This window comes from Aliiruegeria lutimaris (assembly GCF_900099935.1).
Taxonomy (GTDB): Bacteria; Pseudomonadota; Alphaproteobacteria; order Rhodobacterales; family Rhodobacteraceae; genus Tropicimonas; species Tropicimonas lutimaris.
Map to the genome: position 1 here is coordinate 1 of NZ_FNEK01000061.1, position 12091 is coordinate 12091.

A 12091-nucleotide genomic window follows, 5' to 3' on the forward strand; every position below is an offset into this window, starting at 1 on the left:
ATCGAAACCCAACTGGGGCCGACGCTGCGCGAAGGCGACGTTGTCATACTCGACAACCTGTCGAGCCACAAAGCCCCGGCCGCAGCGGCGTCCCTACGCGCGATTGGTGCATGGTTCCTGTTCCTGCCACCCTACAGCCCAGATCTGAATCCCATCGAGATGGCCTTCTCGAAACTCAAGACACTGATCAGGAAGGCCGCCGCGCGAACCTATGACCAACTCTGGGCCGCCGTCGGACAGGTCTGCAACCTCTTCTCGGACGAAGAATGCTACAACTACTTCAAAGCCGCAGGCTATGAGGCCGATTAAACGCGACACGCTCTAATTCGCCGCCAGCCCAACACGGGCAAGCTTGGGAACCGGCCCCTCGACAGATCCCGTCTCTCCGCTATCCTGATTGCAGCGAAACAGGCGGGATCGACCATGCAGAAAGACCCTTCGACCAACGTGCTCGGCAGCGCACTCTCCCCGTGCTCCACCGATCCCATGACCGGCTTCTTTCGCGACGGCGCCTGCAATACCTGCGACGAGGACCGCGGCAGCCACACCGTCTGTGCCGTCATGACCGCCGAATTCCTGGCCTATTCGAAATATGTCGGCAACGACCTGTCCACCCCGCGCCCGGAGTTCCGCTTTCCCGGCCTGAAACCTGGCGACCGCTGGTGCCTCTGCGCCGGCCGCTTCCTGCAGGCACATGACGAAGGCTGCGCACCCAAGGTCGACCTGCTCTCCACCCATGCCCGTGCGCTGGAAATCGTTCCGCTGGAGGTGCTCTACACCCACGCCACCTCAGGCAGCCGGAACCCGTAGCGGCAGGCTCTCCGCTTCCATCAGGTCATCGATCAACAGGCTGACGAGTTGTGCCCGCCCGCCAACGCCCGCCTTGCGATAGATCGCGGCGGTCTGCGCCTTCACGGTGCCCGGGGAGGTCTGGCGGAACCCGGCGATCTCCTGGGTGGAGAACCCCTTGATGACAAGGAAGGCGACGTCGTGCTCGGCCGGGGTCAGCTGCCAGTCGCCGAACCGCGTCTCCAGCATGTCGCAGAAGGCAACCGACAGCGCCGAGAGCTTTTCCTCGGCAGCCTGCCTGCGGGCATCGCTGCGCCGCAGGACCACGAAGCCGAAGACCGACCCGACGATCAGGCCGGCCGCGGCGCAGATTTCAATCAATTCGTGCAGTTGCCAGTCCAGCGGCTGGCTGCGCAACCCGAGCAAGGGCCCGAGCGTGTCATAGGAAAAGAAGATCGCCCCAAGCACCTGGAATGCCACAACGGCAACCATCACGCCCCTTGGAAAGGGGCGCTTCGACGCGGCTCGGGCGCTCTCACTCATGCGCGTTGTTTCCGCTATTTCCGGCGCCGTTCCCGGCTTCCCCAGAGTTCTGGCCATCGGCGCCGCCATCGCCGATATTCCCGCTCTGGTCAGCGTTATCGTCCAGCTGTGGAGGTTCCAGGGCAGGTTCCGTCCCCCTGTGGCCGTCCTTCGGCTGCACGATATGGCGCACGTAATCGCGCAGAACCTCGCCGGTATAGGGGTTCAGAACGATCTCCCGGCTCTGGCCCGGCGCTGTCGCGACGATCCGGTACCGTCCGAGCCAGGTCTCCTTTCCGGTGATCTCGGTATATCCCAAGGCCCGCAATTCCCGGACCACCCGCGCCTGCGCGCTCTCGGCGGCCACCGGCAATGCGCCGAGGGCGAGAAGGACGAGACTGGCTGTCAGCATGCGAAACATGTCCAATCCTCTCATCCGAAAATGGCGCCCGGTCCGGGGGGCCGGGCGCCTGGAGAGCTTGACCGAAGTCCTAGGGGGGCATCGGTGGTCCGAACACGGGTCTTAGCTCTCGTCTGCGTCGTCATTGCTGCCATCGCGGTCCCGGTCGCGGTCGCGATCCTGATCGCAATCCTTGTCGGGATCGCCATCACAGTCGCGGTCCCGCAAGCGATCCCTGTCGCGATCGCAGTCACCGTCTTGATCTCCATCGCAGTCACCATCGCGAAGCCGGAGCCTGTCGCGGTCCAGATCGCCGGTAGTATCGCTTGCCACGGAAGATTTGTCATCACCGCTTTGGGCTTCGCCCGCGCCGCCATTGCCGGCCGAACCTTGATCGCCGCCCTTCGCAGACTCTCCCGACATCCCCGCGAGCAGGAATTCACCCGGCCCCTCCGTCATCGACAGACCGGCGCCGTAGGAAACTTCCCAAGGCCCCGTCGCGGCAGTCATGTTCATATCTGGCGTTGCCAGCGAGACAACACCCGACGCCGCCCAGACCAGCGCGGTTCCAGCGAGCAGAGACGACAGAGAAAGAACTTTCTTGGCCTTGCCTGTCATTTTTTCCTCCTGTCAATGAGCAGTCTCGATAGGCCCAATTGTGACGGAAGCCGGCGTGGCGATCCATCCGCCGGAGGTTTAGCCACGCCGGAATAACCCCGGCGCCGAGGCCCATAAACCAAGGTTTATGCGCCCCTGTGCCGAAGCAACACCGACAGCGCCCCAACGGGACGCCAGTCATTCACTGAAAGGGGTAGCCTAAAGCCTAAGCCGATCAGTCGGACTCGCCCATATTCACGCCGATCGCGCGAGCCACGGTAAAGATGTCCTTGTCGCCGCGACCACACATGTTCATGCAGATGATATGATCGGCCGGCAGCTCCGGCGCGATCTTGATCACATGGGCCAACGCATGGGAGGGCTCCAGCGCCGGGATGATTCCCTCCAACTCACAGCAGAGTTGGAAAGCCGCCAGCGCTTCCTTGTCGGTGATCGAGACATATTTCGCCCGGCCGATATCGTGCAGCCAGGAATGCTCCGGCCCGATGCCGGGATAGTCGAGCCCGGCCGAAATCGAATGCCCTTCCAGGATCTGCCCGTCATCGTCCTGCAACAGGTAGGTCCGGTTGCCATGCAGCACCCCCGGACGACCGCCGGTGAGCGAGGCGCAATGCTCCATCTTCGCGTTCACGCCCTTGCCGCCCGCCTCGACGCCGATGATGTTGACATCCTTGTCGTCAAGGAACGGGTAGAACAGGCCCATCGCGTTGGAGCCACCACCGATGGCCGCGATCAACGTATCGGGCAGACGGCCCTCGCGCTCCAGCATCTGCGCCTTGGCTTCCTTGCCGATAATGCACTGGAAATCGCGCACCATCGCCGGATACGGGTGCGGGCCGGCCACCGTGCCGATGCAATAGAACGTGTCGCGCACATTGGTTACCCAGTCGCGCAGCGCGTCGTTCATCGCGTCCTTGAGCGTGCCCCGGCCGGAGGTCACGGGAACCACCTCGGCCCCCAGCAGCTTCATGCGGAACACGTTCGGCGCTTGCCGCTCCACATCGGTCGCGCCCATGTAGACGACGCATTTCAGCCCGAATTTGGCACAAACCGTCGCCGTCGCCACGCCATGCTGGCCGGCGCCCGTCTCGGCAATGATCCGGGTCTTGCCCATGCGGCGGGCAAGGATGATCTGGCCAAGCACGTTATTGATCTTGTGCGCGCCGGTATGGTTCAGCTCGTCCCGCTTGAGATAGATCTTCGCCCCACCCAGGTGATCGGTCAGACGGTCGGCAAAATAGAGCGGCGAGGGCCGGCCGACATAATGCGTCCACAGATCGTCCATCTCGGCCCAGAAGCTCTCGTCTGTCTTGGCAAACTCGTATTGCGCCTCCAGGTCCAGGATCAGCGGCATCAGGGTCTCGGACACGAACCGCCCGCCGAACTTGCCGAACCGACCCTTCTCGTCGGGTCCGCTCATGAAGGAATTGAAAAGATCCTGGGCCATCTCTACCTCGCTTCTGCCACCGCCCGGCCGGACAGTCCGCAGACCCTACACAAACCGCTGGTCGGGGAAAATCCCCTCCCCCTTCTTCTGACCAAAAATATCCCCGCCGGAGGCATGATCTTTCACTGGAAGGTCATTCGCCTCGCGCTAGGTGAGGATCTTCTTGAAACCGACATGGCTGGCGACATAGCCAAGATCGGAATAGAAACCATGTGCCCGCTCCCGCGCCTTGTTCGAGGTGAGCTGGATCAACGCGCAACCACCCGCACGCGCCCGCGCTTCGGCATCCTGCATCAACGCCGCCCCCAGCCCCTTTCCCCGGTGATCGGCGGCCACGCGCACGCTCTCAACCTGCGCCCGACGCGCCGCCTTGAGCGACAGGCCGGAAATCATCGTCAGCTGGTAGGTCGCAACGACGGCTCCGTCGATCTCGCCCACGATGAGCCGGTTGCCGCCCTCTGCCTGCATTGCATCGAAGGCCGCGAAATAGGGCGCAGCATCCGCGCTCTCCCGCCCCTGCCCCAGGACATCGTCCGCCAGCATCGCGACAATCGCAGGCACGTCTTCCCGCCTCGCCTCGCGCCAGGTCACACTCACGCCATCGCTTCCTCGACGAAGGCGGCGATCCGTGCGGCATCCTTCACGCCGGGCGCGCTCTCCACGCCCGAGGATACATCGACCTGCCGCGCGCCAGTAAGGTGTATCGCCTCGCGCACATTTTGCGGCGTCAGGCCGCCCGCGAGCATCCACGGCACCGGCCAGCGCCGCCCGGCGATCAAGCGCCAGTCAAAGGCGAGCCCGTTGCCGCCGGGAAGCTCCGCTCCCTTGGGCGGCTTGGCATCGACCAGAAGTTGGTCCACCACACGGCCATACTCGACCAGTGCCGGCAGATCCGCCTCGCTCGCCACGCCCACCGCCTTCATGATTGGCAGACCGAAACGGTCGCGCAGTTCGGCCACGCGCTCCGGGCTTTCCGAACCGTGCAGTTGTAACATGTCGAGCGGCACCGCCTCGACGATCCGCTCAAGTTCCGCATCGGAGGCATTCACCGTCAACGCCACCTTGGCGAGCCCCACCGGCGCCTCCAGCGCAAGGGCACGCGCGGCTTCCACGTCAAGATGCCGCGGAGACTTCGCGAAAAACACGAAACCGGCATACGCCGCCCCGGCGGATGCCACGGCGATCAGATCCTGCGGCCGGGTCAGGCCGCAGATTTTCACGCGGATGTCGTTGTTCATGGGATCAGCTGGCCTTGCGGGTCGCCGCCTCGTCCAGAATGGCAAGCACGTCGTCCTTGCCCTTGTTCTTCTCCGCCTTCAGCTGGCTGACCTCGCGGTGGAGCTGCTTGACCTGGCGCTGGCGCTTGGACACCTCGGAGCGATGCTTGCTCTCGCGGATCCACTCCAGCAGGTAACCCAGCAGAAGTCCGACAGCGACGCCCCCAAGGGCGACGATGAAGAGCGGCAGATCGATGGAGAAATTCCAGTTCGCCAGATTCGCCAGCGGCTCTGGCAGAACCGTCAACGTCACGAATCCCCGGTTTGCCATGGCCACGACGACGAGGGCCGCAACAATCGACCCCACAAGAACGTAACGGATATAACGCATCTAGCGCCCCCTCAGGTTTCCTCGCCGTTCAGCCGGTCCCGCAGAAGTTTCCCGGTCTTGAAGAACGGCACGTGTTTTTCCTCCACGTCCACCGCATCTCCGGTGCGTGGATTCCGTCCTGTCCTCGCATCCCTTTTCTTCACGGAAAAGGCGCCGAAACCGCGCAGTTCGACACGATCGCCCCGCGCCATGGCGTCAATGATCTCCTCGAAGACCGTATTCACGATCTTTTCAACGTCCCGTTGAAAGAGGTGAGGGTTTTCCTCGGCAAGAATCTGGATCAGTTCGGATCTAATCATGTGTCTCCCCCGCACCCGCCCGAAATTCGACGGCGCACCGTTCATGTCGCTCGACCGACTATACGGCATTTTTCTGGAACGTGAATGGAAAAGGTCGGCCCCAAAGCGAGTTTCTCGGACGTAACGCCCCGATAAAAGGCGAGAAAACCCAAAATTCCGTCTCTTACAGCTTCAAACGCGTGCAAAAGCCTTGTCGCGCAGAGTTCGAATCGCCTGAGCTTGGCGCGGGATTGCGACGCTGGAACGCTGCAAAACAGGAGGACAAGACTCGTTCATCTTTCTCCAAATACTTCCGCCGGAGGCACGATCCGCAGGAATACTTCCGCCGGAGGCACGATCCGCAGGATCGTTCCCGCGCGTGCAACGCGCGCCCGGGCAAACGAAAACCCCGCGGCCAGACCGCGGGGTTTCCAATCTCACAAAATCCGGATGACGGATTATTCGTCGCCCTTGAGCGCCGCACCGAGGATGTCGCCGAGCGAAGCACCGGAGTCGGACGAACCGAACTGCTCGACGGCTTCACGCTCTTCGGCGATCTCGCGGGCCTTGATCGACAGGCCAAGACGACGGGTCTTGCTGTCGATATTGGTGACGCGCACATCGACCTTGTCGCCGACCTGGAAGCGCTCGGGGCGCTGCTCGGCACGGTCGCGGGACAGGTCGGAGCGGCGGATGAAGGACTTCATGCCCTCGTATTCCACCTCGATGCCGCCATCCTCGATGGCGGTGACGCCAACGGTGATGATCGAGCCGCGCTTCACGCTGCCCGTGGCTTCGGCGAACTTGTCGCCGCCCAGTGCCTTGATGGAGAGCGAGATGCGCTCCTTGTCCACGTCCACCTCGGTGACCACGGCCTTGACGACGTCGCCCTTGCGGTATTCCTGGATGGCTTCCTCGCCGCGCTGATCCCAGCTGAGGTCGGAGAGGTGAACCATGCCGTCGATATCGCCCGGCAGGCCGATGAACAGACCGAACTCGGTGATGTTCTTGACCTCGCCCTCGACCTCGGTGCCCTCCGGATGGCTCTCGGAAAAGAGCTCCCACGGGTTGCGCATGGTCTGCTTGAGACCGAGCGACACGCGACGCTTCGCGGTATCGATCTCGAGAACCATGACTTCCACTTCCTGCGAGGTGGAAACGATCTTGCCCGGGTGGACGTTCTTCTTGGTCCAGGACATCTCGGAGACGTGCACCAGGCCCTCGACGCCCGGCTCCAGCTCGACGAACGCACCGTAGTCGGTGATGTTCGTGACACGGCCGGTGTGAACCGACTCAAGCGGGAACTTGGCTTCCACGGAGTTCCACGGATCGTCCTGCAGCTGCTTCATGCCGAGGGAGATACGGTGGGTTTCCTTGTTGATCTTGATGACCTGGACCTTGATGGTCTCGCCGATCGACAGGATCTCGGAGGGGTGGTTCACACGGCGCCAGGCCATGTCGGTGACGTGCAGCAGGCCGTCAACGCCGCCGAGGTCAACGAACGCACCGTATTCGGTGATGTTCTTGACCACGCCGTCGACCGCATCGCCTTCAGCCAGCTTGCCGATAACCTCGGCGCGCTGCTCGGCGCGGGACTCTTCGAGGATCGCGCGACGCGAGACAACGATGTTGCCACGACGACGGTCCATCTTGAGGATCTGGAACGGCTGCTTGAGGCCCATGAGCGGGCCGGCATCGCGCACGGGGCGGACGTCCACTTGCGAACCGGGCAGGAAGGCCACGGCGCCGCCGAGATCGACGGTGAAGCCGCCCTTGACGCGGCCGAAGATCGCGCCTTCGACGCGGGCCTCGTCGGCATAGGCCTTCTCGAGACGGTCCCAGGCCTCTTCACGGCGGGCCTTGTCACGCGAGATGACGGCTTCGCCACGGGCGTTCTCGACGCGGTCGAGGAAAACCTCGACGGCATCGCCGACGGCGATTTCCGGGGCTTCGCCCGGATCTGCGAATTCCTTGAGGTCGACACGGCCTTCCATCTTGTAGCCCACGTCGATGATGGCCTGACCAGCCTCGATGGCGATCACGGTGCCTTTGACGACGGAACCTTCGTTGGGGGTGTCGATTTCGAAGCTTTCCTTCAGAAGGGCTTCGAATTCGTCCATGGTTGCTTTAGCGCACATATAGATGTGTTTCCTTTACTTTACGCTTTATCTGGCCGAGCGGTTGTCTCCGCCGGTCTTGGGATTGGTCGAAAAAGACGAAAGGAGGAACGACATCAGGGCCGGAGGTTGCCCCGACCCTGCGTGTGTCCCGACGTAACCGCCTTTGGGTGACGCCGCGCTGTATAAGGGGTCCGCGCTCGCTGAGCAAGGGTGTAGGCGGGTGACTCCCCTTTGTTTGCAGGAAAACCGCCGAAAATTGGCACGTTTTCCGCTTCGCCAAACAGAGGCGCAAACGGCCACCGCCCGTTTCAGTAAATTTCGGGCCCCACCCATTGCGCCTTGGAATACCGTTCGCCATGCGCCCAGCCGACTGGAAGCACCTGTTCGATCCGTGCCAGGTCCTCGGGCGTCAGCGCAGCCTTGGTCCCGGCGACGAACTCGTGGAAATGATCCACCGAGCGCGTGCCGGGAATCGGTACGATGTGGTCGCCCTGCGCCAGCAGCCAGGCAATCGCCAGCCCCGCCGCGGGCAGGCCCATCTCAGCGGCAAGCGCCCGGAACCCGTCGGCGATGGCCATGTTGGCGGAGTAGTTCGGCTCCTGGAAACGCGGCATCTCGGGCAGCAGGTCGCATTCGCCCATCCGCTCCATCGGAATCGGGTGATCGGTCAGCATCGAGCGGCCCACGGGCGAAAAGGCGACGAGCGTTGTGCCCAGTTCTGCGCAGGCCTGCACGAGACCCAGCTCCGGACCGCGGGTCCAGAGCGAGTATTCGGATTGTATGCTCGCCACCGGCGCCACCGAGGCCGCGCGTCGCAGCGAAGAGGGCGCAATCTCGGAGAAGCCGAAGCCGCGCGTCTTGCCGGCTTCGACCAGCCGCGTGAGCGTTCCGACGACCTCCTCGATCGGCACATCGGGATCCCGCCGGTGGACGTAGAAGAGATCCACCGCATCGGTTCCGAGCCGCGTCAGGCTCTTGTCGAGCTCTCCTTCCAGATGCTCGCGAGAATTATCGAACCACCGGCGCCCATCCTCGGCCCGGATAGCCGCCTTTGTGGCGATGTGGAAACGCTCCCGCGTCTCGGCGCCCCGCGCCGCAAGGTAGTTTCCGATCACCGTTTCCGAGCGTCCCCGACCATAGACATTGGCGGTGTCGAGATGGGTCACACCGGCTTCGAGCGCAGCATCGAGCAGCGCGAAGGATTGCGCCTCGTCTGTCGGCCCGTAGACATTGGTGAAGGACATGGCCCCGATCCCGAGAGCCGAGATCGCCGGCCCGTCGGCGCCCATTTTCCTTTGTTGCATGGCTTGCTCCCGGTTTCAGCCCTGCGCAGCTTCTACCGCAGCGATTGCCTTGGCAACCGCTTCGTCGATGGACATGGTCGTCGTATCGAAAAGCTGGGCATCGTTCGCTGGGGTCATGGGCGCGGTCTTGCGACCGGAATCGCGCTGGTCGCGGCGCGCCAGATCCGCGGCGACTTCCTCCAGCGTCACCTTCTGCCCCTTGCCGAGCAGTTCCTCGTAACGGCGCCTGGCACGCACCTCGTCGGTGGCGGTCACGAAGAGCTTCACCTCGGCATCGGGACAGATCACCGTACCGATATCGCGCCCGTCCAGCACCGCGCCACCCTGCCGGCGGGCAAAGGCGCGCTGGAAACTGACAAGTGCGGCGCGCACCTCGGGCATCGCCGCGACCTGACTGGCGGCCTGCGCGACATCCGGCATCCGCAGCACATCGGCATCGGCGAAATGCTCGGATCTCAACGTTTGCGCGGCCTCGATCGGGTCCATCCCGTCCAGCACCCGCCGCCCGACGGCCCGGTAGAGCAGCCCGGTATCGAGATGCGCAAAACCGAAATGTGCGGCCACGGCACGGGCTATGGTGCCCTTTCCCGCCGCAGCCGGACCATCGATGGCGACTGTGAGACTCATTTCCAACGCCTCCTCAAGTGGTGGACGTTCGTCTTAGCTCATTGGCGCGGCAAGGGGAATATGGCGCAAAGCGCCGCCCTGTTCCGGCCCCGGCGACACAGGGCGCCGGCGCTGCGCTCAACCGTTGGAACGCACGATCTGGGCCCCAAGCTCCGCCATCAGCGGCTCGAAAATCGGGAAGGAGGTCGCAATCGGGCTCCCATCATCGACCGATACCGGCTCTTGCGCCGCCATGCCGCAAATGAGGAAGGACATGGCAATGCGGTGATCGAGCCGCGCCGCAACCGTCGCGCCGCCGGGAACCCCGCCCGCGCCAAGACCATGGACCGTGAAGCTGTCCTCGGTTTCGTCAACCGTGACGCCACAGGCGCGCAGCCCCACGGCCATCGCGTCGATCCGGTCGCTTTCCTTTACCCGCAACTCATGCACGCCGGGCATATGGGTGATGCCCTCGGCATTGGCGGCGACGACGGAGAGGATTGGGTATTCGTCGATCATCGCGGGTGCGCGTTCGGCGGGCACCTCGATGCCCTTCATGGTCGGCGAAAAACGTGCGCGCAGGTCGGCCACCGGCTCGCCCCCCTCCTCGCGTTCGTTCTCGAATGTCAGGTTCGCCCCCATCTCGCGCAGCGTGGTGAAGAGGCCGGCGCGAGTCGGGTTCAGCCCGATATTGGGCACCAGCACGTCCGAGCCCGGCACGACCAGCGCGGCACAGACCGGGAAGGCCGCCGAGGACGAGTCGCGCGGCACGGTAATCTCCTGTGGTTTCAACTCCGGCTGACCGGTCAGGGTGATCCGGTAGCCATCCTCCGTCTGCTCCGTCACCACTTCGGCGCCGAATCCGCGGAGCATCCGCTCGGTATGATCGCGCGTGGCGGCACGTTCGGTCACGACGGTCTGGCCCGGCGCGTTGAGCCCGGCCAGCAGCACCGCCGATTTCACCTGCGCGGAGGCCATCGGCGTGACGTAGTCCACCGGCAGCGGATCGGTCGCACCAACGATCGTCATCGGCAACTTGCCGCCCGCGCGGCCCACGGCCTGCGCACCGAACAACGCCAGCGGATCGGTCACCCGCCCCATCGGGCGGGAGCGCAGCGAGGCATCGCCGGTGAAGGTCGCGCTGATCGGCGTCGTGGCCATGGCGCCCATGATCAGACGCACGCCGGTGCCGGAGTTGCCGCAATCGATCACGTCTTCCGGTTCGGAGAACCCGCCGACGCCGACGCCATGCACCGACCACTCGCCGGGGCCGAGCTGGTTGACGTCCGCGCCAAGCGCCGCCATGGCCTTGGCGGTGTCCAGCACGTCCTCGCCTTCGAGCAGGCCGGTGATGCGGGTCTCGCCTACCGCCATCGCGCCAAGGATCAGCGCGCGGTGCGAGATCGACTTGTCGCCCGGCACATGCGCCGTGCCCGTGAGCGGCCCGCTCGCGCGGGCGGTCATCTTCTGCGCAGATCCATGTGACGACATCTGCCCCTCCTTCACCTGTTGCCGCAGCGGCTTAGCCCAGTGCCGCGGGCGGGTCCAGATTCAGCTTCGCAGAAAGGTCAGGTAATGCGGCGTGCGACCCTCTCGCAGCGCTTTCTGCTCGTAACGGGTCGAGATCCAGTCATCCCAGGGCGCGCGCCAATCCGAAGGTCCCTCGGCGGTCCATGTGAAACCTTGGCGCGGCACCTGTTCGAGCGTCTGACGGACATAGTCGGGAATATCGGTCGCCACCCTCAGCACCGCGCCAGGTTTCAGAACGCGCGCCAGCGGTTCGAGATGTTCCGGCGTCACGAAGCGGCGGCGGTGGTGTCTCTTCTTCGGCCATGGATCGGGATAAAGCAGGAAGGCGCGCGAAATAGAAGCTTTGGGCAGCACGTCGAACATGTCGCGCGCATCGCCCGGATGCACGGCGATATTTTCCGCACCGGCCGCCCGGATCTTGCCCAGCAACATGGCGACGCCGTTGATGAAAGGCTCGCAGCCGATGATGCCGACCTGCTTGTGGGTGACGGCCTGGTGCACCATATGCTCGCCGCCGCCGAAACCGATCTCCAGCCAGACATCCTTGCCGCCGAACAGCGCGTCGAGATCCAGTGGCCTGCGCTCCGGGTTCACATCCCAGTCAACGGGGCCCGGCGAGAGCTGCGCGAGGTCTTCCTCGAGATAGCCCTGCTGACTCGGCCGCAGCGTCTTGCCGTGGCGGCGTCCATAGAAATTGCGCCGGGGGGCGCCGGTGGGAGCGGTGTCGGGATTCTTGTCGGACATGGCGCGCCCCTTTTGCAGAGCCCGGCGCGCGGGTCAAGCTTTGTGGCACCAATCCTGTTGCCGGCACCTTCTTGCAACACCGCTCGAAGGTGTGGCAAAGGCGGCGCTGTTTGGGGGCGCTGCCC

Annotated in this window: 15 protein-coding genes; 2 read left to right on the forward strand and 13 right to left on the reverse strand. The window is 64.1% G+C overall.

All coding sequences use genetic code 11. The annotated features are described in order from the left end of the window. Both BLR85_RS21045 and BLR85_RS21050 read left to right on the forward strand, forming a co-directional pair. Positions 1–309: transposase (locus BLR85_RS21045; RefSeq protein WP_170844569.1), on the forward strand; the 309-nt coding region annotated here is incomplete at its 5' end. Between the two features lie 114 nt (positions 310–423). Then, the gene (locus tag BLR85_RS21050) at positions 424–810 is read left to right on the forward strand and encodes a DUF2237 family protein (protein ID WP_093161940.1); all 387 of its coding nucleotides are present in this window, start codon (positions 424–426) and stop codon (positions 808–810) included. Here the strand turns inward: BLR85_RS21050 and BLR85_RS21055 are convergent. From BLR85_RS21055 to trmB, 13 genes are all read right to left on the reverse strand, one after another. Continuing rightward, the gene (locus BLR85_RS21055) at positions 790–1332 is read right to left on the reverse strand and encodes a helix-turn-helix transcriptional regulator (protein ID WP_244520816.1); all 543 of its coding nucleotides are present in this window, start codon (positions 1330–1332) and stop codon (positions 790–792) included. The genes BLR85_RS21050 and BLR85_RS21055 overlap by 21 nt on opposite strands. After that, positions 1325–1723, reverse strand: a complete 399-nt coding sequence (locus BLR85_RS21060) for a PepSY domain-containing protein (RefSeq protein ID WP_139188489.1) — start codon at positions 1721–1723, stop codon at positions 1325–1327. The genes BLR85_RS21055 and BLR85_RS21060 overlap by 8 nt, the downstream gene beginning before the upstream one ends. Positions 1724–1834: 111 nt before the next feature. Beyond that, a complete protein-coding gene (locus tag BLR85_RS21065) occupies positions 1835–2329 on the reverse strand; it encodes a hypothetical protein (protein ID WP_093161949.1) in 495 nt (164 codons plus the stop codon). A gap of 214 nt (positions 2330–2543) precedes the next feature. Continuing rightward, the gene (trpB, locus tag BLR85_RS21070) at positions 2544–3776 is read right to left on the reverse strand and encodes a tryptophan synthase subunit beta (protein WP_093161952.1); all 1233 of its coding nucleotides are present in this window, start codon (positions 3774–3776) and stop codon (positions 2544–2546) included. 147 nt (positions 3777–3923) lie between these two features. Beyond that, the gene (locus BLR85_RS21075) at positions 3924–4373 is read right to left on the reverse strand and encodes a GNAT family N-acetyltransferase (RefSeq protein WP_212635123.1); all 450 of its coding nucleotides are present in this window, start codon (positions 4371–4373) and stop codon (positions 3924–3926) included. After that, positions 4370–5014: a phosphoribosylanthranilate isomerase gene (locus tag BLR85_RS21080; RefSeq protein WP_093161955.1), complete on the reverse strand. Its 645-nt coding sequence runs from the start codon at positions 5012–5014 to the stop codon at positions 4370–4372. Before BLR85_RS21080 ends, BLR85_RS21075 begins: the two co-directional genes overlap by 4 nt. Before the next feature lie 4 nt (positions 5015–5018). Continuing rightward, positions 5019–5384: a LapA family protein gene (locus tag BLR85_RS21085; protein ID WP_093161958.1), complete on the reverse strand. Its 366-nt coding sequence runs from the start codon at positions 5382–5384 to the stop codon at positions 5019–5021. An 11-nt stretch (positions 5385–5395) separates the two neighbouring features. Beyond that, positions 5396–5683, reverse strand: a complete 288-nt coding sequence (gene ihfB / locus BLR85_RS21090; RefSeq protein WP_093161961.1) for an integration host factor subunit beta — start codon at positions 5681–5683, stop codon at positions 5396–5398. Positions 5684–6120: 437 nt separating this feature from the next. After that, positions 6121–7800 carry a 30S ribosomal protein S1 gene (gene rpsA, locus BLR85_RS21095; protein WP_093161963.1) on the reverse strand — a complete coding sequence of 560 codons (1680 nt, stop codon included), beginning with the start codon at positions 7798–7800 and terminating at the stop codon, positions 6121–6123. A 290-nt stretch (positions 7801–8090) separates the two neighbouring features. Then, positions 8091–9086: an aldo/keto reductase gene (locus BLR85_RS21100; protein ID WP_093161966.1), complete on the reverse strand. Its 996-nt coding sequence runs from the start codon at positions 9084–9086 to the stop codon at positions 8091–8093. A 15-nt stretch (positions 9087–9101) separates the two neighbouring features. After that, on the reverse strand, positions 9102–9713 hold the full coding sequence (locus tag BLR85_RS21105) for a (d)CMP kinase (RefSeq protein ID WP_093161969.1): 612 nt from the start codon (positions 9711–9713) through the stop codon (positions 9102–9104). Positions 9714–9830: 117 nt separating this feature from the next. Further along, positions 9831–11183, reverse strand: coding sequence for a 3-phosphoshikimate 1-carboxyvinyltransferase (gene aroA / locus BLR85_RS21110; RefSeq protein ID WP_093161972.1), 1353 nt, complete (start codon positions 11181–11183; stop codon positions 9831–9833). A gap of 60 nt (positions 11184–11243) precedes the next feature. Beyond that, positions 11244–11966, reverse strand: coding sequence for a tRNA (guanine(46)-N(7))-methyltransferase TrmB (gene trmB / locus BLR85_RS21115; RefSeq protein WP_093161975.1), 723 nt, complete (start codon positions 11964–11966; stop codon positions 11244–11246). Between the last annotated feature and the right edge of the window lie 125 nt (positions 11967–12091).

Coding starts and splice junctions, on each gene's coding strand:
- BLR85_RS21050 (WP_093161940.1), top strand. CDS start 424: ATGCAGAAAGACCCTTCGACCAACGTGCTCGGCAGCGCACTCTCCCCG.
- BLR85_RS21055 (WP_244520816.1), bottom strand. CDS start 1,332: ATGAGTGAGAGCGCCCGAGCCGCGTCGAAGCGCCCCTTTCCAAGGGGC.
- BLR85_RS21060 (WP_139188489.1), bottom strand. CDS start 1,723: ATGCTGACAGCCAGTCTCGTCCTTCTCGCCCTCGGCGCATTGCCGGTG.
- BLR85_RS21065 (WP_093161949.1), bottom strand. CDS start 2,329: ATGACAGGCAAGGCCAAGAAAGTTCTTTCTCTGTCGTCTCTGCTCGCT.
- trpB (WP_093161952.1), bottom strand. CDS start 3,776: ATGGCCCAGGATCTTTTCAATTCCTTCATGAGCGGACCCGACGAGAAG.
- BLR85_RS21080 (WP_093161955.1), bottom strand. CDS start 5,014: ATGAACAACGACATCCGCGTGAAAATCTGCGGCCTGACCCGGCCGCAG.
- BLR85_RS21085 (WP_093161958.1), bottom strand. CDS start 5,384: ATGCGTTATATCCGTTACGTTCTTGTGGGGTCGATTGTTGCGGCCCTC.
- ihfB (WP_093161961.1), bottom strand. CDS start 5,683: ATGATTAGATCCGAACTGATCCAGATTCTTGCCGAGGAAAACCCTCAC.
- rpsA (WP_093161963.1), bottom strand. CDS start 7,800: ATGTGCGCTAAAGCAACCATGGACGAATTCGAAGCCCTTCTGAAGGAA.
- BLR85_RS21100 (WP_093161966.1), bottom strand. CDS start 9,086: ATGCAACAAAGGAAAATGGGCGCCGACGGGCCGGCGATCTCGGCTCTC.
- BLR85_RS21105 (WP_093161969.1), bottom strand. CDS start 9,713: ATGAGTCTCACAGTCGCCATCGATGGTCCGGCTGCGGCGGGAAAGGGC.
- aroA (WP_093161972.1), bottom strand. CDS start 11,183: ATGTCGTCACATGGATCTGCGCAGAAGATGACCGCCCGCGCGAGCGGG.
- trmB (WP_093161975.1), bottom strand. CDS start 11,966: ATGTCCGACAAGAATCCCGACACCGCTCCCACCGGCGCCCCCCGGCGC.